The following is a 21,278-nucleotide window of genomic DNA, read 5'->3' on the forward strand; positions in this document are numbered from 1 at the left end:
GCACATGACGGACCGACGGACCGACAGACCGACAAGCAGACGGACCGACGGACAGACGGACGGGAGCGAGAGCGGCATGCGGCTCGGAGCACTGCGCGGCACGACACCTCCCCCGGGCTCGCGCGTGGCCCTCGGCGCGCTGGTGGTGCTGGTGGTCGGTTCGCTCTGGCTGACCGCGCTCGACATGGCGGACTCGCCGCTCGGCCGCCGCACGATGGTCACCGGGCTGACCGTGCTGGTGCTGATGCCCGCCGTGCTCCTGGGCCAGTACGCGCCGCCGCCCTACCGGCTGCCGCAGCGCTGGCGCTGGGCGCTGCTCCTGGTGCAGGCCGCCCTCACCTACCTCCCGCTGGTGCTCTTCCGCTATCCGTGGCTGAGCCTGCTCGGCTTCCTCGCGGGCGCGGTGCTGCTGATCCTGCCGCCGACGACCTCGATTCCCCTCGCCCTGGCCGTGGGGGCGAGCGGGCCCGTCCTCGTCCACAGCGGCGTGATCGACACCACGCGCGGGCCGACGAGCGTGCTGCTGAGCACCGCGATCACCGCCAGCACCGTCTTCGCCGTCGCCCATCTCGCCCTGCTCTCGGCCCGGTTGCACGGCAGTCGGGAGCAGGCGGCACGGCTGGCCGAGCAGCGCACCCTCGCGCGCATCCGGCAGGACCTGCACGACCTGGTCGGCTCCTCGCTCGCCGCGATCGCGGTCCAGGGCGAGGCGGCACTGCGGCCCGGCGCGCCCCCGGAGGCGGCCCGGGCCGCGCTGGCCGAGGCCGTCGACCTGGCGCGGCGGACCCAGGACGACGTCCGGCGGATCAGCGGGCCCCAGTCCGGGGTCCGGCTGGACGAGGAGTTCGCCCACGCCCAGCGGCTGCTGACGGCCTCCGGGATAGCGGTGAGCACCGCGCTGCCGGCCCGGGTGGAGCCGGACCGGGCGGTGACGGACTGCCTGCGGTCCGTGCTGCGGGAGGCGGTGGGCAACGTCCTCCAGCACAGCCGCGCCGGGCACTGCGCGATCGAGCTGAGCACCGGGGAGGGGGAGGTCCGGCTGACCGTGCGCAACGACGGCGCGATCGCCGTGCCCTCCGGCGTCCCGGAGGGCGGGGGCGGCGGGACCTCCGGGGCGGGCGGGGGTCGGCGCGGGACGGGGATCGCGGGCCTCCGGGGCCGGGTGATCGCACTGGGCGGGACGCTGCGCACAGGCCACGCGGAACGCGAGTTCACGTTGACGGCGGCGCTGCCCTTGGGCTGACGGCCCTGGCCGGGCGGGGGGCCGGGCGCATATGGCGGGGGTGCCCATGAGGGCCGGGCACATGTGGGCTGGCCACGCGTGGGCCACGCCCGTGTGGCCCGGGCACATGGGGCCGGAGACATGTGGCCCACGCCCATGTGGCCCGGGCATGTGTGGCCCCGGACCCGCCTCGCGCGGACACACAGAGGCCCGGCACACGTGGTCCAGGCACACATCGGCCCCGCACATGTGGTCCGGATCAACCTCCCCCGGCCCGCCTCCCCGGACACACGTCGCGCCGACACACATGGCCCGCACCCCCGTGCAACCCCCACCCACCCCGAGGCAACCCCGCACCCCCCGCCCCCGTCTTCCCGTGCGCGGAGCAGCAGGCCGGCGACAGGCCCCCGACCAGGGTCTTCCGCCCGGCCGGTCACGGCCGTTCCGCACACGGGGAGGGCCGAGGGGCGGCCCACGGGGAGATCACCGCACGCGGTCACGGGCACGCACACGCGCCCGTCCGCCGCGCGGGGGACGCGGACGGGGAGCGCGACAAGTGAACGACGGACACCGCCACGGCCACGCGCTGCCCACGGGCGCGCCCACCACCACGCCCGCCGCCGGCACGCCAAGCGCCCCCCGCCGACGCGGCGTCCTCGCCGCCCTCGCCGCGCTCACCGGCGCGGGCGTGCTCGGCGCCTGCTCCGTACCGGCGCCCCGCCGCTCGGGCCCGGTCGCCGACCCGGCGCCCGGCATCCCGATATCCGGCTCCCGCCGGGCGCAGGTGATGCAGATACTCGCCCACCCGGACGACGACCTGTACTTCATGAACCCGGACGCCCGCCTGCTGCTGGACGCGGGCGTCCCCCTCGTCTGCGTGTACGTCACGGCGGGCGAGCACGACGGCCGCAACCACGTCCCCGGCACCACCGAGGCGACCCCCGACAAGGCCGCCTACTCCTCCGCCCGCCACCAGGGCCTGCGCCAGGCGTACGCGGAACTCCTCGGCCTGGACCGGTTCACGCCCTGGCAGCAGGGCGTCGCCACCCTCCGCCGTGATCTGCGCGCCGAGATCAACACCCTGGCGAACGGCGCCCGCCGGGTCGAGCTGATCCATCTCAACCTGGCCATGCACACCGCCCGCGGCAACCGTCCGGGCCTGCCCAGCCTCTGGCACGACCGGGCCCTCGCCCTGCCCACCGTGGTCGCCACCGGCGCCCCGGTGCGCCGGGCCGGCAGCTACGACTACGACGAGCTGGTGGACGTTCTCGTCGGACTGATGGAGCGCTACCGCCCGACCGTCGTGCACACCCTCGACCCGGACCCGGACCTCCAGTTCAGCGACGAGAGGACCCGGCGCAAGGACAGCGAGCAGCGCGGCTACTCGGACCACGCCGACCACACCGCGGTCGCCTGCTTCGGCTGGGCCGCGATGATCGCCTGGGTCGCGGAGGCGACGCGGGACGGGGGCGAGGTACCCGCGTTCGCCGCCACCGCCTTCCGCGGCTACTACCACCGGCACTGGCCGAAGAACCTACCCGAGCCCGTCCAGCGCGAGAAGGCGGCGCCCCTCCTCGCCTACGGCGGCTCCCCGGCCTGGGAGTGCGGGAACGCGGCGGGCTGCGGGGACTACAACGTCGGCCAGGGGCGGCCGCTCACCAACAGGAAGGGCTGGGTCCGCTCCACCCGCCACCGCCACCCCGGCCCACGCCTCGTCGTGACCACCGAGCCCGCGCCCGGGCCCGAGCGCGCCGAGCCCCAGCCCGAAGACGCACAGCGCGCCGAGCCCCAGCCCGAGGACGCACAGCGCGCCGGGTCCGGGTCCGCCGAACCTGCCAACGCCCAGCCCGCTACCACCGATCCCGCGACCGCCCGGCCCGGCCCTGACGAACGGCCCGGCCCCGGCGGCCCCCACCCCGGCGACCGGCTCGCCGCCTACGGCGTGCTGGGCCTCCGCGCGGTCCGCTGGCGGGAGACCGGCGCGGGCAGCGGGCGCTGGGGCGCGCCGGAGGACCTGGGCGGCGGCCCCCTCGCCCCCGTCCTGGGCGCGACCGCGCTGCCCGACGGCCGGCAGCTGCTGTTCGGGCTGCGCTTCGCCGCCCTCAGCGGGCACGGCGGGGACAACGCGCGGGAGATCGTCCTCCTCGAACAGCGCTCCCCCGGCGGGCCCTTCCTCGCCTGGCGGGGTCTCGGCAACCCGGAGCGCGGCGACGACCACGGGCGGCGCATCGGCGTGCCCGTGGCCGTCACCACCCACGACGGCACGGTCCATCTCTTCGTGCGGAACGCGGACAAGGGCGTCAGCACCCGGGTCCGGCGGGCGACCGGGAACTGGGAGGGCTGGCGGGACCTCGGCGGCGGCGAGGTCCAGGACGGCCTGACCGCGCTCGTCGACGCCGACGGCCGCGTCCACCTCTTCGCGGCCGGGCACGACACCGTGCACCACTGGCGGCAGCGGGAGGCGGGCGGCCCGGTGGAGCACCGCCCGGCCGGGGTGCTGCCCGGAGCGGTCGACGCGCCCGCGGCCGTACTCGCGGCGGACGGCACCGTCGAACTGCTCCACCGCGAGGAGCGGCCCTACCGAAAGGCCGGGCCGCGGGACTCCCGGGGCTCGGCCGACCTCCGGCTGACCCGTACCGCGCTCGACGGCCGCCCGCTGCCGCGGATTCCGTTCGACGGGTACGGTCCGGTGGCCGCGGCGGTCTCCGGGCCCGGCGACCCGGTCCTCCTCGGGCAGGACCTGTCCGGGCGCCTGATGCTGCGCGACGGCGGGACGCGGTCCACGCGTACGGCCGGGGCGCCCGCGCTCGGCGCCCCCACCCTGTACGCGGACGGGGACGCCCCCGCCGCCGTCGCCCTCGGCCCGGACGCCCACCCGTGGACCTGGCGCCCGGGCGCGGGAACGGCGGGCTGAGGCACCCGGACCGGCCGGCTGAGCCGACTGCACCAGCGGCCCGGACCGCCCGCGCCGCCCGCCGCCACCGTGCGGGACGGCGCGTCAACACCGGGGGTATAGCACCGTGTTATGGCCAAGCGTTAGTACCCCGTTCACCGTTCCTCGGGAATTCTGGGTCATGTCCATGACGAACTTCCGCCCCTCGGGCGGGGGTTCGGCGCGGACGCGGCCCCCAGGGGCCGCCAACCCCCACACATACACGCCCACCCAGCGTGTCCTTCGAATCGAGGAACCTTGCGCATATCAAGGCTCATGCCCGCGCTCGTGGCAGCCGTGATCTCCGTCCTCACCCTTCTCGCCCCCACCGCCACCGCGGCCCCGGTGCCCGCGCCCCCGACCACCAAGGCCCCGCAGCCCATCATCGGCGGCGGCCAGGCCACCAGCGGCCCCTGGGCCGCCCGGCTCTTCTCGAACGGCAGAGAGACCTGTTCGGCGACGATCATCGCGCCGACCTGGATCCTCACCGCCCGGCACTGCGTCACCGGCGGCGGGCTGTCGTTCCGGATCGGCAGCCTGGACCAGCACAGCGGCGGCACCGTGGCCAACGGCGTCCAGACCTACACGCACAGCTCGGACCTGGCGCTGGTCCGTCTCGACCGTTCCGTGTCGGCCACCTACTCCCGCCTGGGCCAGCCCGGCTCGGTGAGCGTCGGCCAGAGCGTCCAGGTCTACGGCTGGGGCGCCACCTCCCAGTGCGGCTCCGAGGCCAACTGCCAGTCCCGCTACCTGAAGGTCGCGAACGTCACGGTCACCGGCGGCTGCGGCGACGCCTACGGCGGCTCGGCGATCTGCGCCCGGCGCGGCAACGGCATCACCGCCGGCGGTGACTCCGGCGGCCCGATGATGGCCAACGGCATCCAGGTCGGCGTCGCCTCCACCAGCGACCGCCAGACGACGACGGCGTACACCAACGTCACGGCCTACCGCTCCTGGATCCGGTCGATCGCCGGCGTCTGATCCCACCGACCGACCACTGATCCGCAGCACCCCCACTCGCACCACCGCACCACCGCACCACCGCACCACCCGCCTCCCGGCGACACGAGGGCCCCGCACCGCGCGACGGTGCGGGGCCCTCCGCAACGCCCGCGCAGAGCACGCGCCCCGGAACGCGCGCCCCGCCCGGAGCACGCGCCCCGGAACGCGCTACAACCACCCGTACCGCTCGGCGATCCGCACCGCGTCCACCAGCGTCCGCGCGTGCAGCTTGCTCACCGCCGCCGAGAGCCGGTTGCGCACCGTCCCCACGCTGAGGAACAGCTCCGCCGCCACCTCCCGCGCATGCGCGCCCGACGCGGCGAGCCGCAGCACCTCCGCCTCCCGCTCGGTCAGCGGGCTGGGCCGCCCCCGGGGGTCCTCCCGCATCCGCGGGTCGACCGCCCGCCCGCCGCCGGCGACCCGGCGCACCGCGTCCGCGGTCTCCGCCGGGGTGGCGCTCTTCAGCAGATAGCCGGACGCCCCGGCGGCCAGCGCCCGCGCCAGATGCCCGGGCCGGTCCAGCGCGGTGAGCATCAGAATCCGGCAGCCGTACCCCGCCCCGGTCAGCCGCGCGGCCACCGAGATCCCGTCCAGCACGGGCAGGTCGATGTCCAGCAGGACGACCTCCGGCCGCAGCCGCCCGGCCTCCGCCAGCGCCGCGGCCCCGTCGGCGGCCTCCCCGACCACCCGAATCCCCAGCTCCCCGTCGAGCAGCGCCGCCAGCCCGGACCGCACCACGGCGTGGTCCTCGACCACCAGCACCCCGATGTCCGACGACACCGCGATGCCCGACGGCACCGCGCCGACGGCCACCACCTCCGACGCCCCGCCGGGCGCCGCCCGCGACGTCCCGCCCCCCGGCGTCTCCCCGTCCCGCATCCCACTCCCCTCCCCCTCCCAGGACGGCGAAGGGCCCCGCACCGAGTGGTGCGGGGCCCTTCGTGCAGCTCAGCGAGCTACCAGGTCAAACCACCAGGACTTACTTGGTGATCTTGGTGACCTGGCCGGCGCCCACGGTCCGGCCACCCTCACGGATGGCGAACTTGAGGCCCTCCTCCATGGCGACGGGCTGGATCAGCTCGACGGTCATGGTGGTGTTGTCGCCCGGCATGACCATCTCGGTGCCCTCGGGGAGGGTCACGACGCCGGTCACGTCCGTGGTACGGAAGTAGAACTGCGGGCGGTAGTTGTTGAAGAACGGGGTGTGACGGCCACCCTCGTCCTTCGACAGGATGTAGGCCTGGGCCTCGAACTCGGTGTGCGGGGTGACCGAACCGGGCTTGATGATGACCTGGCCGCGCTCGACGTCCTCGCGCTTGATGCCACGGAGGAGCAGACCGACGTTCTCACCGGCCTGGCCCTCGTCGAGCAGCTTGCGGAACATCTCGATGCCGGTGACCGTGGTGGTGGTCTTCTCGGTCTTGATACCGACGATGTCGACGGTCTCGTTGACCTTGAGGACACCACGCTCGATACGACCGGTGACGACGGTGCCACGACCGGTGATCGTGAAGACGTCCTCGATCGGCATCAGGAACGGCTTGTCGACGTCACGCTCGGGCTGCGGGATCGCCTCGTCGACGGCGGCCATCAGGTTCAGGACCGACTGGCCCCACTCCTTGTCGCCCTCGAGCGCCTTGAGCGCCGAGACCTTGACGACGGGAACGTCGTCGCCCGGGAACTCGTACTCGGAGAGGAGCTCACGCACCTCGAGCTCGACGAGCTCCAGGATCTCCTCGTCGTCCACCATGTCGGCCTTGTTCAGGGCGACGACGATGTACGGAACGCCGACCTGGCGGGCCAGGAGCACGTGCTCCTTGGTCTGCGGCATCGGGCCGTCGGTGGCGGCGACCACGAGGATGGCGCCGTCCATCTGCGCCGCACCCGTGATCATGTTCTTGATGTAGTCCGCGTGACCGGGGCAGTCGACGTGCGCGTAGTGACGCGACTCGGTCTGGTACTCGACGTGCGCGATGGAGATGGTGATACCGCGCTGGCGCTCCTCAGGAGCCTTGTCGATCTGGTCGAAGGCCGAGGCCTCGTTCAGGTCCGGGTACGCGTCGTGCAGCACCTTGGTAATGGCGGCCGTGAGGGTCGTCTTACCGTGGTCGATGTGACCGATGGTGCCGATGTTGACGTGCGGCTTAGTCCGCTCGAACTTCGCCTTCGCCACTGGGGTCCTCCTGTGGAGTGGTTCTGTACGCCTTACTCATCGGCGCCAGGTGATCTTTGCTGGGAAGCCGGCCGCCGGGGTTCACACCCCTGAAGGTATCGGGGCGAACCCCCGGCGGACGGTGTCAAGCCTAAAGCGTGGAACTCGGGTGAGTTACTCGCCCTTGGCCTTCGCGATGATCTCCTCGGCGACGTTCCGGGGAACCTCGGCGTAGGAGTCGAACTGCATCGAGTAGCTTGCGCGACCCGAGGTCTTGCTGCGGAGGTCTCCGACGTAGCCGAACATCTCCGAGAGCGGCACCAGACCCTTGACGATCCGGGCGCTGTGACGCTCCTCCATGGACTGGATCTGCCCACGGCGGGAGTTGATGTCGCCGATGACCTCACCCATGTAGTCCTCGGGCGTGGTGACCTCGACGGCCATCATCGGCTCGAGCAGCACGGGGCTGGCCTTGCGGGCGGCCTCCTTGAAGGCCTGCGAACCGGCGATCTTGAAGGCGAGCTCGGAGGAGTCGACCTCGTGGTACGCACCGTCGTGGAGGATGATGCGCACGCCGGTCATCTCGTAGCCGGCCAGGATGCCGAACTGCATGGCCTCCTGAGCACCCGCGTCCACCGAGGGGATGTACTCCTTGGGGATGCGGCCACCGGTGACCTTGTTGACGAACTCGTAGGACGCGTCGCCGCCCTCGATCGGCTCGATGCCGATCTGGACCTTGGCGAACTGGCCCGTACCACCGGTCTGCTTCTTGTGCGTGTAGTCCACGCGCTCGACGGCCTTGCGGATCGTCTCGCGGTAGGCCACCTGCGGCTTGCCGACGTTGGCCTCGACCTTGAACTCACGGCGCATGCGGTCGACCAGCACCTCAAGGTGCAGCTCGCCCATACCGCCGATGATGGTCTGGCCGGTCTCCTCGTCCGAGTGAACCTGGAAGGAGGGGTCCTCCTCCGCGAGACGCTGGATGGCGACACCCAGCTTCTCCTGGTCGCCCTTGGACTTGGGCTCGATCGCGACCTGGATGACCGGCGCCGGGAAGTCCATGGACTCCAGGATCACCGGGGCCTTGTCGTCGGAGAGCGTCTCACCGGTGGTGGTCTGCTTCAGGCCCATGACGGCGACGATGTCGCCGGCGCCCACCGACTCGATCTCCTCACGCTTGTTGGCGTGCATGCGGTAGATCTTGCCGATGCGCTCCTTCTTGCCCTTGACGGAGTTCAGCACCGCGGTGCCGGACTCCAGGCGACCGGAGTAGATCCGGACGAAGGTGAGCTTGCCGAGGTGCGGGTCGCTCATGATCTTGAACGCGAGGGCCGACAGCGGCTCGTCGTCGGACGGCTTGCGCTTCACGACCAGCTCGGGGTCCTTCACGTCGTGGCCCTCGATGGCCTCGACGTCGAGCGGCGAGGGGAGGTAGCGCACGACGGCGTCGAGCAGGGGCTGGACGCCCTTGTTCTTGAACGCGGTACCGCAGAACACCGGGGTGACGGTGGTGCCGGTGGAGACGCCGGAGGCGATGGTGATGCGACGGATCGCCTCGTGCAGCTGCTCCTCGGTGGGCTCGGTGCCCTCGAGGTACAGCTCCATCATCTCCTCGTCGTTCTCCGCGACGGCCTCAAGCAGCTTGCCGCGCCACTCCTCGGCCGCCTCGGCGTGCGTCGCCGGGATCTCGACGGTGTCGTACATCTCGCCCTTGGCCGCCTCGGCGGACCAGACCAGGGCCTTCATACGAACGAGGTCGATGACGCCCTTGAAGTCGGCCTCGGCACCGATCGGGAGCTGCATCACGATCGGGGTCGCGCCGAGGCGGTCCTTGATCATGTCGACACAGCGGTGGAACTCGGCGCCGGTGCGGTCGAGCTTGTTGACGAAGCAGATGCGGGGCACGCCGTAACGGTCGGCCTGACGCCACACCGTCTCGGACTGCGGCTCCACACCGGCCACACCGTCGAACACCGTCACGGCGCCGTCGAGGACGCGGAGCGAACGCTCCACCTCGACGGTGAAGTCGACGTGACCCGGGGTGTCGATGATGTTGATGGTGTGGTCGACGTCCTCGAGCGGCCAGTGACAGGTCGTCGCGGCGGACGTGATGGTGATGCCGCGCTCCTGCTCCTGCTCCATCCAGTCCATCGTGGCGGCGCCGTCGTGGACCTCACCGATCTTGTAGCTGACACCGGTGTAGAACAGGATGCGCTCGGTGGTCGTCGTCTTGCCCGCGTCGATGTGGGCCATGATGCCGATGTTGCGCACCTTGGCCAGGTCAAGCGAAGTGGTAGCCATAAGGCTTCAGTCTTCTCTCGGTCTCGATGTGGGTTGCGACTACCAGCGGTAGTGCGCGAAGGCCTTGTTGGACTCGGCCATCTTGTGCGTGTCCTCGCGCTTCTTGACCGAGGCGCCGAGACCGTTGGAGGCGTCGAGCAGCTCGTTCATCAGGCGCTCGGTCATCGTCTTCTCGCGGCGGGCGCGGGAGTAGCCGACGACCCAGCGGAGCGCGAGGGTCGAGGCGCGACCGGGCTTGACCTCGATCGGCACCTGGTAGGTGGCGCCACCGACGCGGCGGGACTTGACCTCGAGAGACGGCTTGACGTTCTCGAGCGCGCGCTTCAGCGTGATGACGGGGTCGGCGCCGGTCTTCTCACGAAGACCCTCCATGGCGCCGTAGACGATCCGCTCGGCGGTGGAACGCTTGCCGTTCAGCAGGATCTTGTTGATGAGCGAGGTCACCAGAGGAGAACCGTAAACCGGGTCGATGATGACCGGGCGCTTCGGGGCGGGGCCCTTACGAGGCATTCTTACTTCTCCTTCTTGGCGCCGTAGCGGCTGCGGGCCTGCTTGCGGTTCTTGACACCCTGGGTGTCGAGCGAACCGCGGATGATCTTGTAGCGAACACCAGGCAGGTCCTTCACACGGCCACCACGCACGAGCACGATGGAGTGCTCCTGCAGGTTGTGTCCCTCACCCGGGATGTAGGCCGTGACCTCGATACCGGAGGTCAGACGCACACGCGCGACCTTGCGGAGGGCCGAGTTCGGCTTCTTCGGGGTGGTCGTGAACACACGCGTGCAGACGCCACGGCGCTGGGGCGAACCCTCGAGTGCGGGCGTCTTGTTCTTCTCGACCTTGTCCTGCCGGCCCTTGCGGACCAGCTGCTGGATCGTAGGCACTACTTCTCCGGTTTCTGTGTGCCGTCAGTGAAGCTAACCTGGAACGTCGCCGACCCACGCGGTCGGGTGTGTCGAATACTGCGGACCCCCGCCGAAGGCGGGAAAGGGCGCAGATTACGGCGTCCGAATCGGGACTCGCGGTGCGGCTGTAGACACGCACACGAGCCCAGGGACACCCCAGGCACAAGGTCTGAGCGTACCTACCGTACGGACATCGGTCAAAACAAAGGGCGGCCACCCCGTGGGATGACCGCCCTTCGCTGCCCTACGCCTTACTGGTTGTACGGACCGTAGTCGTAGTCCTCCAGCGGGACGGCCTGGCCGGAGCCGGTGCCGAACGGCGAGTAGTCGATGTCGTCGTAGCCGACGGCCGAGTACATCGCGGCCTTGGCCTCCTCGGTCGGCTCGACCCGGATGTTGCGGTAGCGGGACAGGCCCGTACCGGCCGGGATGAGCTTACCGATGATGACGTTCTCCTTGAGGCCGATCAGGGAGTCCGACTTGGCGTTGATCGCCGCGTCGGTCAGGACCCTGGTCGTCTCCTGGAAGGACGCCGCCGACAGCCAGGACTCGGTGGCCAGCGACGCCTTGGTGATACCCATCAGCTGCGGACGGCCGGAGGCGGGGTGACCGCCCTCGGTGACCACACGACGGTTCTCGGTCTCGAACTTCGAGCGCTCGACCAGCTCGCCCGGCAGCAGCTCCGCGTCGCCGGACTCGATGATCGTCACCCGGCGGAGCATCTGCCGGATGATGATCTCGATGTGCTTGTCGTGGATCGACACACCCTGCGAGTTGTAGACCTTCTGGACCTCGCCGACCAGGTGGACCTGGACCGCGCGCTGGCCGAGGATGCGCAGCACGTCGTGCGGGTTGGTCGCACCGAAGGCCAGCGGCTCGCCGACCTGGACGTGGTCGCCCTCGCGGACCTTCAGCTTGGCGCGCTTCGAGATCGGGTAGGCCGTCTCGTCGCTGCCGTCGTCCGGCGTGACCACGATCTTCTTGGTCTTCTCGGTCTCCTCGATCCGCACGCGGCCGGCGGCCTCGGAGATCGGGGCGACACCCTTCGGGGTACGGGCCTCGAAGAGCTCGACGACACGCGGCAGACCCTGGGTGATGTCGTCACCGGCCACACCACCGGTGTGGAAGGTACGCATCGTCAGCTGGGTACCGGGCTCACCGATGGACTGGGCGGCGATGATGCCGACCGCCTCACCGATGTCGACCAGCTTGCCGGTGGCCAGCGAACGGCCGTAGCAGAAGGCACAGGTGCCGACCGCCGACTCGCAGGTCAGGACCGAGCGGGTCTTGACCTCCTCGACACCGGCCGCGACCAGCTGGTCGATGAGCACGTCACCGAGGTCGACGTTGGCCGGCGCGATGACCTTGCCGTCCACCACGACGTCCTCGGCGAGCATCCGCGCGTACACGGAGGTCTCGACGTCCTCCGCCTTGCGCAGGACACCCTCGGAGTCCTTGGCGGCGATCCGCAGCTTGAGGCCGCGCTCGGTGCCGCAGTCCTCCTCGCGGATGATCACGTCCTGCGAGACGTCCACCAGACGACGGGTCAGGTAACCCGAGTCGGCGGTACGCAGGGCGGTGTCCGCCAGACCCTTACGGGCACCGTGCGTGGAGATGAAGTACTCCAGCACGGACAGGCCCTCGCGGAAGGACGCCTTGATCGGACGCGGGATGGTCTCGTTCTTGGCGTTCGACACCAGACCGCGCATACCGGCGATCTGGCGCATCTGCATCATGTTTCCGCGCGCACCCGAGTTGACCATCATGAAGATGGGGTTGGTCTTCGGGAAGTTCGCGTTCATCGCCTCGGCGACCTCGTTGGTCGCCTTGGTCCAGATCGCGATGAGCTCCTGCGTGCGCTCGTCCTTGGTGATCAGACCGCGCTCGTACTGCTTCTGGACCGTCTCGTCCTGGGCCTCGTAGCCCGCGACGATCTCCTTCTTCGCCTCGGGAACGACGACGTCGGAGATGGCGACGGTGACACCGGAACGGGTCGCCCAGTAGAAGCCGGACGCCTTCAGGTTGTCGAGCGTCGCCGCCACGATGACCTTGGGGTAGCGCTCGGCGAGGTCGTTGACGATCTCGGAGAGCTGCTTCTTGCCCACCGAGTAGTCGACGAACGGGTAGTCCTCGGGCAGCAGCTCGTTGAAGAGGGCACGGCCGAGCGTGGTGTTCAGCCGGAAGCTGTCACCGGGCTGCCAGTTGTCGTCCTCCCCGTCCTCGGGAGCCGGCGGGGTCCAGCCGCGCGGCGGGATGGTGCCCACCGGGAAGCGGATGTCGACCTTCGCCTGGAGCGAGAGCTCGCGGGCGTCGAAGGCCATGATCGCCTCGGCGGTGGAGCCGAAGGACCGGCCCTCGCCCTTGACCTCGCGCTCCTCCTCGTCCGTGGTGAGGAAGAAGAGGCCGAGCACCATGTCCTGGGTGGGCATGGTGACCGGACGGCCGTCGGCCGGCTTGAGGATGTTGTTCGAGGACAGCATCAGGATGCGGGCCTCGGCCTGCGCCTCCGCGGAGAGCGGCAGGTGGACGGCCATCTGGTCACCGTCGAAGTCCGCGTTGAACGCGGTGCAGACGAGCGGGTGGATCTGGATGGCCTTGCCCTCGACCAGCTGCGGCTCGAAGGCCTGGATGCCGAGGCGGTGCAGCGTGGGCGCACGGTTCAGCAGCACCGGGTGCTCGGCGATGACCTCTTCGAGGACGTCGTACACCACGGTGCGGCCGCGCTCGACCATGCGCTTGGCCGACTTGATGTTCTGCGCGTGGTTCAGGTCGACCAGGCGCTTCATCACGAACGGCTTGAACAGCTCCAGCGCCATCGCCTTCGGCAGACCGCACTGGTGCAGCTTGAGCTGCGGACCGACGACGATCACGGAACGCGCGGAGTAGTCCACACGCTTGCCGAGGAGGTTCTGACGGAAGCGGCCCTGCTTGCCCTTGAGCATGTCGGACAGCGACTTCAGCGGACGGTTGCCGGGGCCCGTCACCGGGCGGCCGCGGCGGCCGTTGTCGAAGAGCGCGTCGACGGCCTCCTGGAGCATGCGCTTCTCGTTGTTCACGATGATCTCGGGCGCGCCGAGGTCGAGAAGCCGCTTCAGGCGGTTGTTGCGGTTGATGACACGGCGGTACAGGTCGTTGAGGTCGGAGGTCGCGAAGCGGCCACCGTCGAGCTGCACCATCGGACGCAGGTCCGGCGGGATCACCGGGACGCAGTCCAGCACCATGCCCTTGGGGCTGTTGCTGGTCTGCAGGAAGGCGGAGACGACCTTGAGGCGCTTGAGCGCACGGGTCTTCTTCTGGCCCTTGCCGGTGCGGATGATCTCGCGGAGGCGCTCGGCCTCCTCGTCGAGGTCGAAGGACTCCAGGCGCTTCTGCAGCGCGGCGGCGCCCATCGAGCCGTCGAAGTAGGTGCCGAAGCGGTCGCGCAGCTCGCGGTAGAGCAGCTCGTCGCCCTCCAGGTCCTGGACCTTGAGGTTCTTGAAGCGGTTCCACACCTCGTCGAGGCGGTCGATCTCGCGCTGGGCGCGGTCGCGGAGCTGCTTCATCTCGCGCTCGGCGCCCTCGCGCACCTTGCGGCGCACATCGGCCTTGGCGCCCTCGGCCTCCAGCTCGGCGAGGTCCGTCTCGAGCTTCTTGGCGCGGGCCTCCAGGTCGGCGTCGCGGCGGTTCTCGATCTGCTGGCGCTCGACGGAGACATGGGCCTCCAGCGACGGCAGATCGCGCGTGCGGCGCTCCTCGTCCACGTACGTGATCATGTACGCGGCGAAGTAGATGACCTTCTCAAGGTCCTTCGGGGCCAGGTCCAGCAGGTAGCCCAGCCGGGACGGGACGCCCTTGAAGTACCAGATGTGGGTGACGGGAGCGGCCAGCTCGATGTGGCCCATCCGCTCGCGGCGCACCTTGGCGCGGGTGACCTCGACGCCACAGCGCTCACAGATGATGCCCTTGAAGCGGACGCGCTTGTACTTGCCGCAGTAGCACTCCCAGTCCCGGGTCGGACCGAAGATCTTCTCGCAGAAGAGTCCGTCCTTCTCGGGCTTCAGGGTGCGGTAGTTGATGGTCTCCGGCTTCTTGACCTCGCCGTGGGACCAGGTCCGGATGTCGTCCGCGGTGGCCAGGCCGATCCGCAGCTCGTCGAAGAAGTTGACGTCGAGCACTTTTTCGTCAATCCCTCTTTCGGGGTTGTGCCCTCCGCGTCAGCGGAAAACGGGCTCTGTATCAGTGGTCTGTACGGTCCCGGGGACAGCGGGGGAGCCGGATGGCTCCCCCGCCGGGCCCGTCAGACCTCTTCGACGCTGCTCGGCTCGCGCCGGGACAGGTCGATACCGAGCTCCTCCGCAGCGCGGAAGACGTCCTCGTCCGTGTCGCGCATCTCGATGGACATGCCGTCCGAGGACAGCACCTCCACGTTGAGGCAGAGCGACTGCATTTCCTTGATGAGCACCTTGAAGGACTCGGGAATGCCGGGCTCGGGGATGTTCTCGCCCTTGACGATGGCCTCGTAGACCTTCACGCGGCCGGTCACGTCGTCGGACTTGATCGTCAGCAGCTCCTGGAGCGCGTAGGCGGCGCCGTACGCCTCCAGCGCCCACACCTCCATCTCGCCGAATCGCTGGCCACCGAACTGGGCCTTACCACCCAGCGGCTGCTGGGTGATCATCGAGTACGGACCGGTCGAACGGGCGTGGAGCTTGTCGTCGACCAGGTGGTGGAGCTTGAGGATGTACATGTACCCGACGGAGATCGGGTCCGGGAACGGCTCGCCGGAGCGGCCGTCGAACAGCCGGGCCTTACCGGTCGGCAGCACCATCCGCTCACCGTCCCGGTTGGGGATGGTGTGCTGGAGCAGGCCGGCCAGCTCGTCCTCGCGGGCACCGTCGAAGACCGGGGTCGCGACGTTGGTGCCGGGGGCGACGTCGTCGGCGCCGATCGCCTGGAGGCGCTGCGCCCACTCGTCCGCGAGGCCGGAGACGTCCCAGCCGCGGCTGGCGAGCCAGCCGAGGTGGATCTCCAGGACCTGTCCCGGGTTCATTCGGGACGGGACACCCAGCGGGTTGAGGATGATGTCCACCGGGGTGCCGTCCTCCAGGAACGGCATGTCCTCGATCGGCAGGATCTTGGAGATGACGCCCTTGTTGCCGTGGCGGCCGGCGAGCTTGTCACCGTCGGTGATCTTGCGCTTCTGGGCCACGTAGACGCGGACGAGCTGGTTGACGCCCGGGGGCAGCTCGTCGCCCTCCTCGCGGTCGAAGACGCGCACGCCGATGACCTTGCCGGTCTCGCCGTGCGGCACCTTCAGCGAGGTGTCGCGGACCTCGCGCGCCTTCTCACCGAAGATCGCGCGGAGCAGGCGCTCCTCCGGGGTCAGCTCGGTCTCGCCCTTGGGCGTGACCTTGCCGACCAGGATGTCGCCGGCGACGACCTCGGCACCGATGCGGATGATGCCGCGCTCGTCGAGGTCGGCGAGGACCTCCTCGGAGACGTTCGGGATGTCCCGGGTGATCTCCTCGGGGCCCAGCTTGGTGTCACGGGCGTCGACCTCGTGCTCCTCGATGTGGATCGAGGAGAGGACGTCGTCCTGCACGAGGCGCTGCGACAGGATGATCGCGTCCTCGTAGTTGTGGCCCTCCCACGGCATGAACGCGACGAGCAGGTTCTTGCCGAGCGCCATCTCGCCGTTCTCCGTGGCGGGACCGTCGGCGAGGACCTGGCCCTCGATGACGCGGTCGCCCTCGGAGACGATCACCTTCTGGTTGACGGAGGTGCCCTGGTTGGAGCGGGAGAACTTGGCGACGCGGTACGTGGTGTACGTGCCGTCGTCGTTGGCGACGGTGATGTAGTCGGCCGAGACCTCCTGGATCACACCGTCCTTCTCCGCCTTGATGACGTCACCGGCGTCGGTGGCGCAGCGGTACTCCATGCCGGTGCCGACGAGCGGCGCCTCCGCCTTGATGAGCGGAACGGCCTGGCGCATCATGTTCGCGCCCATGAGGGCGCGGTTGGCGTCGTCGTGCTCCAGGAACGGGATCATGGCGGTCGCGACCGACACCATCTGGCGCGGCGAGACGTCCATGTAGTCGACCTCGGCCGGGGGCACGTAGTCGACCTCGCCGCCGCGGCGGCGGACCAGGATGCGGGACTCGGTGAAGCGCAGGTCGTCGTTGAGGGTCGCGTTCGCCTGGGCGATGACGAAGCGGTCCTCCTCGTCGGCGGTCAGGTAGTCGACCTCGTCGGTGACCTGGCCGTCGGTGACCTTGCGGTACGGGGTCTCGACGAAACCGAAGGCGTTGACCCGGCCGTAGGAGGCGAGCGAGCCGATCAGACCGATGTTCGGGCCTTCGGGGGTCTCGATCGGGCACATGCGGCCGTAGTGCGAGGGGTGCACGTCACGGACCTCGAAGCCGGCCCGCTCACGGGAGAGACCACCCGGACCGAGCGCCGACAGGCGGCGCTTGTGGGTGAGACCCGACAGCGGGTTGTTCTGGTCCATGAACTGCGACAGCTGGCTGGTGCCGAAGAACTCCTTGATGGAGGCGACGACCGGCCGGATGTTGATCAGGGTCTGCGGCGTGATCGCCTCGACGTCCTGCGTGGTCATGCGCTCGCGCACGACGCGCTCCATCCGCGCCAGACCCGTGCGGACCTGGTTCTGGATGAGCTCGCCGACGTTGCGCAGACGGCGGTTGCCGAAGTGGTCGATGTCGTCGGTCTCGACGACGATCTGGGTGCCGTTCTCGCCGACCGTCTCGGTCTCACCGGCGTGCAGCTTGACCAGGTACTTGATGGTCGCGATGACGTCGTCGGTGGTGAGCACGCCGGCGTCCAGCGGCTCGTCCGCGCCGAGCTTCTTGTTCACCTTGTAGCGGCCGACCTTGGCGAGGTCGTAGCGCTTCGGGTTGAAGTAGAGGTTCTCCAGCAGCGTCTGAGCGGCCTCACGGGTCGGCGGCTCGCCCGGACGGAGCTTGCGGTAGATGTCGAGCAGCGCGTCGTCCTGGCCCTGGGTGTGGTCCTTCTCCAGGGTGGCGCGCATGGACTCGTACTCGCCGAACTCCTCCAGGATCTGCTCGGTCGTCCAGCCGAGCGCCTTGAGGAGGACGGTGACGGACTGCTTGCGCTTGCGGTCGATGCGGACACCGACCATGTCGCGCTTGTCGATCTCCATCTCCAGCCAGGCACCCCGGGACGGGATGATCTTGGCGGTGAAGATGTCCTTGTCGGACGTCTTGTCGATGGAGGAGTCGAAGTAGACGCCCGGCGAGCGCACGAGCTGCGAGACCACGACACGCTCGGTGCCGTTGATCACGAAGGTGCCCTTGTTGGTCATGAGCGGGAAGTCGCCCATGAAGACCGTCTGGGACTTGATCTCGCCGGTCTCGTTGTTCGTGAACTCGGCGGTGACGAAGAGCGGGGCCGCGTACGTGAAGTCGCGGTCCTTGCACTCGTCGATGGAGTTCTTCGGGGGCTCGAAGCGGTGGTCGCGGAAGGTCAGCGACATCGACCCGGAGAAGTCCTCGATCGGGGAGATCTCCTCGAAGATCTCCTCCAGACCGGACTTCGTGGGGACGTCCTGTCCGCTTTCGAGAGCCGCCTCGACACGAGCCTTCCATGCGGCATTGCCGAGCAGCCAGTCGAAGCTCTCGGTCTGGAGCGCAAGGAGGTTCGGAACCTCGAGGGGCTCCTTGATCTTTGCAAAGGAGATGCGCAGCGGGGCGGTGCTGGCGCCGTTGTTCGTATTCGCGGTCGAGGCGTTGCGCGAGGCGGCCAAGAGGGGGTCCTTCCGAGGGCTCGGACTCACTACGCGCGTACCGGTCCCATCCTGTGCACGGAGGGAGGAATCCCAGCTCAAAGGGGATTCTTCAACCGATGCTCAGGTATGGGCATGCCCCTGGTGACGGGCAGGAGGCAGCTAACAGGCAGCGCAAAGGGTCAGTGTAGCCACTTGGCACACTGATGTCCAGTGCGGGTTTTCGAGACCCTCGAGACCCTCGTTGTTCTCATCTCCGCGAACCCCGTGCGCCGTGAGGCGCACATCGATACTGCCCGTTCGGTCGCCGATCCATGCCTCGGATACGGATCGTTGTGACGACGCGTCCTGAGAATTGCGCGCTGCGTGCGGTTCGTCAAGGCCCCCTGTCCCTGAGCTGCTGCTCCGGGAGCCCCGCGGGCCGCCGTGAGGGGCGCACGGCGAAGATCACCATACCTGCCGCCGGGCCGGGTTCAAGGCACCCGCCCCGGGCACGCCGAAGGGCGACCACCCATTGGGTGATCGCCCTTCAGTGCGCGCGCGTTACACGCGGGAGTCAGCGGACTCGCGAGGTCACTTGACCTCGACGGAGGCGCCGGCGGCCTCAAGGGCCTCCTTCGCCTTGTCAGCGGCTTCCTTGTTGGCCTTCTCGAGGACCGGCTTCGGGGTGCCGTCGACGAGGTCCTTGGCCTCCTTCAGACCCAGGGAGGTCAGCTCACGCACGACCTTGATGACCTGGATCTTCTTGTCGCCGGCGCCGGTGAGGATGACGTCGAACTCGTCCTTCTCCTCGACGGCCTCGGCGGCCGGGGCACCCGGGCCCGCGACGCCGGCCACGGCGACCGGGGCGGCGGCGGTGACGTCGAACTTCTCCTCGAACGCCTTCACGAACTCGGAGAGCTCGATGAGGGTCATCTCCTCGAACTGCGCGAGCAGGTCTTCCTGAGAGAGCTTCGCCATGATGGCGGTCCTTCCACTATTCGGCTGGTGCCGGGGGTACTGGTGAGGCGGGCGTACTTTCGGCCCGCTGCGACCGTCGCTCAGCGAGCGGCGGTCAATGCGCGAGCCGAATTACTCGGCACCGCCCTGCTCGGCCTGCTTGGCACGAAGCGCCTCCGCGGTGCGGACGAACTTCGAGGGAAGCGCCTGGAAGAGCGCGGCAGTCTGGGACTGCTTGCCCTTCATGGCACCCGCCAGCTTGCTGAGCAGAACCTCGCGGGACTCGAGGTCCGCGAGCTTCTTGATGTCATCGGCGGACAGCGCCTTACCCTCAAGGACACCGCCCTTGATGATCAGGTTGGGGTTGTCCTTGGCGAAGTCACGAAGACCCTTCGCCGACTCCACCGGGTCACCGGTGACGAAGGCGACCGCCGTCGGACCGGCGAAAAGCTGGTCCTCGAGCGAGTCGATCCCGGCCTCACGGGCCGCAATCTTGGTCAGCGTGTTCTTCACCACGGCGTACTGGGTGTTCTCACCGAGGGAACGGCGCAGCTCCTTGAGCTGTGCCACGGTGAGACCCCGGTACTCGGTCAGCACGGCGGCGTTCGAGCTGCGGAACTGCTCCGCGAGCTCGGCCACCGCGGCAGCCTTGTCGGGCCTTGCCATAGAGCGTCGGCCTCCTTCCGGGTGATGAGGACCGCTCAGAAGGGGCTGAACAAAACGAAACGCCCCGGGCGCAGGCGCACGGGGCTTCGCTCGACCGGACGGAACCGTCCGGGAGCTCTCTCCAGAGTCACCTGCGCGGGTCGTCCGCTGCTGAGCGGATCCTTCGGCCACCGGATCTCCGGAAGGAGAGCACGGCAACGACCAGCGGTCTTTGGCTTCCCCGGAAGAGTACGGGAACGGTTCCCCGCGAGGCAAATCCGGCCCCGGAGGGCCGGATCCGGCTCACGGCAGGCTCATGGGACAGGTCGTCAGACCGCCGGGTCCGCGCCCTCCTCGGGGCCCCCGGCGCCCTCCTTGAGCGCGCCCTCCAGGTCGCCGAGCATCTCCATCAGGTCGACGGTGTCGCTCGCCGGCGGGGCCTCGACCTCGGCCTTGGCGCCGTAGTCCGTGTAGTCGGCCACCAGGGAGATCTCGCCCTGCGCGCTGTTGATGCCCACGTCCATCCGGGACGGGTAGCCCTTCTCGTCCACCCACACCTCGACGTCGTAGCCCTCGATGCCGGCCTTCTCGGCGCCCTCCAGGAGCGTCTTGCGCTCCTCGTCGGAGAGGACCAGGGACTCGTTGGCGTCGATCATCTCCTGGAGGGTCAGCGAGCCCTTGTAGTGCTGGGTGTCCACGCCGTTGACCTTCTGCGGGCCGACGTGCTTGAGGTTCGGCGAGTCCAGCAGGAGGGCGAGCTGCTGGGCCGGGTCCTGGTTCATGTTCTCCAGGCCGCCGGTCATCTGCTTCTTGAGCTCTTCGTCCCCGGCCTGCTCCGCGATGGCGCCGAGGTCCATCTTCATCCAGCGCTTGCCGTCCATCTCGGCCGCGGCGGCCGCCCCCATGTCCATGTACATGACGTCGTCGCGCATGACCATCCGCATCTTCTGCGGACCGTCCGGCTCGGCCTCGAAGGCGTCCCCCTCGACCGTCATGTCCATCAGGGCCGGGTCCCAGCCCATGACGCCGCTGATGCGCATGTCGCCCACGTCGGCACCCGGGATACCGGCCGGCATGCTCATCTTCATGCTGACCTTCGCCGACTTGGCCTCCGCGGTGCGCTCGTAGGCCGCCTTGAGGGTCTTGGTGGCCGCCTCGCGGGACTGGAGCTTGCCCGTGGCCGCCGGGACCCCCGCCGCGTTCTCGTCGCCGCCCTGACAGCCCGCGGCGCCCGCGACCACCGCGAGCACCGCCACCGAGACGCCTATCCGCCCGAGCCCCGCCCGCCGAACACCTGTGCGCCTGATTGCCGACATCGTGATCCCACCCCTGTTCGTCTTTTTGCTCTCTCTTGAACGGTAACCCGTGCCGCCGACACCACACGTCACGAAAAACCCGCCCCCACGACCCGAACGGGCCGTGGGGGCGGGTGTGTTCAG

The 21,278-nt window shown here is 69.5% G+C and carries 13 protein-coding genes; 3 read left to right on the forward strand and 10 right to left on the reverse strand.

What is annotated here, in order from left to right:
• Positions 1 to 76 precede the first annotated feature (76 nt).
• From ABZ457_RS04310 to ABZ457_RS04320, 3 genes are all read left to right on the forward strand, one after another.
• The gene (locus ABZ457_RS04310) at positions 77 to 1,243 is read left to right on the forward strand and encodes a histidine kinase (RefSeq protein WP_359153689.1); all 1,167 of its coding nucleotides are present in this window, start codon (positions 77 to 79) and stop codon (positions 1,241 to 1,243) included.
• Positions 1,244 to 2,009: 766 nt separating this feature from the next.
• Complete coding sequence (locus ABZ457_RS04315) at positions 2,010 to 4,136, forward strand: PIG-L family deacetylase (protein WP_359153783.1); 2,127 nt, start codon at positions 2,010 to 2,012, stop codon at positions 4,134 to 4,136.
• A 276-nt stretch (positions 4,137 to 4,412) separates the two neighbouring features.
• On the forward strand, positions 4,413 to 5,135 hold the full coding sequence (locus ABZ457_RS04320; protein WP_359153691.1) for a trypsin-like serine protease: 723 nt from the start codon (positions 4,413 to 4,415) through the stop codon (positions 5,133 to 5,135).
• A 189-nt stretch (positions 5,136 to 5,324) separates the two neighbouring features.
• Here the strand turns inward: ABZ457_RS04320 and ABZ457_RS04325 are convergent, their stop codons facing one another.
• The 10 genes from ABZ457_RS04325 to ABZ457_RS04370 form a co-directional block, all read right to left on the reverse strand.
• Entirely contained in the window at positions 5,325 to 6,035 is a 711-nt protein-coding gene (locus ABZ457_RS04325) for a response regulator transcription factor (RefSeq protein WP_359153693.1), read from the reverse strand.
• A gap of 100 nt (positions 6,036 to 6,135) precedes the next feature.
• Complete coding sequence (gene tuf / locus ABZ457_RS04330; protein ID WP_359153695.1) at positions 6,136 to 7,329, reverse strand: elongation factor Tu; 1,194 nt, start codon at positions 7,327 to 7,329, stop codon at positions 6,136 to 6,138.
• 153 nt (positions 7,330 to 7,482) lie between these two features.
• Positions 7,483 to 9,609: an elongation factor G gene (fusA, locus tag ABZ457_RS04335; protein ID WP_359153697.1), complete on the reverse strand. Its 2,127-nt coding sequence runs from the start codon at positions 9,607 to 9,609 to the stop codon at positions 7,483 to 7,485.
• A gap of 39 nt (positions 9,610 to 9,648) precedes the next feature.
• The gene (rpsG, locus tag ABZ457_RS04340) at positions 9,649 to 10,119 is read right to left on the reverse strand and encodes a 30S ribosomal protein S7 (RefSeq protein WP_006347241.1); all 471 of its coding nucleotides are present in this window, start codon (positions 10,117 to 10,119) and stop codon (positions 9,649 to 9,651) included.
• 2 nt (positions 10,120 to 10,121) lie between these two features.
• A complete protein-coding gene (gene rpsL / locus ABZ457_RS04345) occupies positions 10,122 to 10,493 on the reverse strand; it encodes a 30S ribosomal protein S12 (protein WP_003948652.1) in 372 nt (123 codons plus the stop codon).
• A 272-nt stretch (positions 10,494 to 10,765) separates the two neighbouring features.
• On the reverse strand, positions 10,766 to 14,668 hold the full coding sequence (locus ABZ457_RS04350) for a DNA-directed RNA polymerase subunit beta' (protein ID WP_359153700.1): 3,903 nt from the start codon (positions 14,666 to 14,668) through the stop codon (positions 10,766 to 10,768).
• Positions 14,669 to 14,790: 122 nt separating this feature from the next.
• Positions 14,791 to 18,276, reverse strand: coding sequence for a DNA-directed RNA polymerase subunit beta (gene rpoB, locus ABZ457_RS04355; RefSeq protein WP_359153702.1), 3,486 nt, complete (start codon positions 18,274 to 18,276; stop codon positions 14,791 to 14,793).
• Between the two features lie 552 nt (positions 18,277 to 18,828).
• Positions 18,829 to 19,215, reverse strand: a complete 387-nt coding sequence (gene rplL / locus ABZ457_RS04360) for a 50S ribosomal protein L7/L12 (protein ID WP_018847519.1) — start codon at positions 19,213 to 19,215, stop codon at positions 18,829 to 18,831.
• A gap of 111 nt (positions 19,216 to 19,326) precedes the next feature.
• Positions 19,327 to 19,860 (reverse strand): 50S ribosomal protein L10, encoded by a 534-nt coding sequence (rplJ, locus tag ABZ457_RS04365; protein ID WP_018847520.1) that lies wholly within the window; start codon positions 19,858 to 19,860, stop codon positions 19,327 to 19,329.
• Between the two features lie 308 nt (positions 19,861 to 20,168).
• Positions 20,169 to 21,155: a hypothetical protein gene (locus tag ABZ457_RS04370; RefSeq protein ID WP_359153705.1), complete on the reverse strand. Its 987-nt coding sequence runs from the start codon at positions 21,153 to 21,155 to the stop codon at positions 20,169 to 20,171.
• Positions 21,156 to 21,278: the final 123 nt, after the last annotated feature.

Source organism: Streptomyces sp. NPDC005805 (assembly GCF_040630445.1).
In the GTDB taxonomy this organism is placed as follows: Bacteria; Actinomycetota; Actinomycetes; order Streptomycetales; family Streptomycetaceae; genus Streptomyces.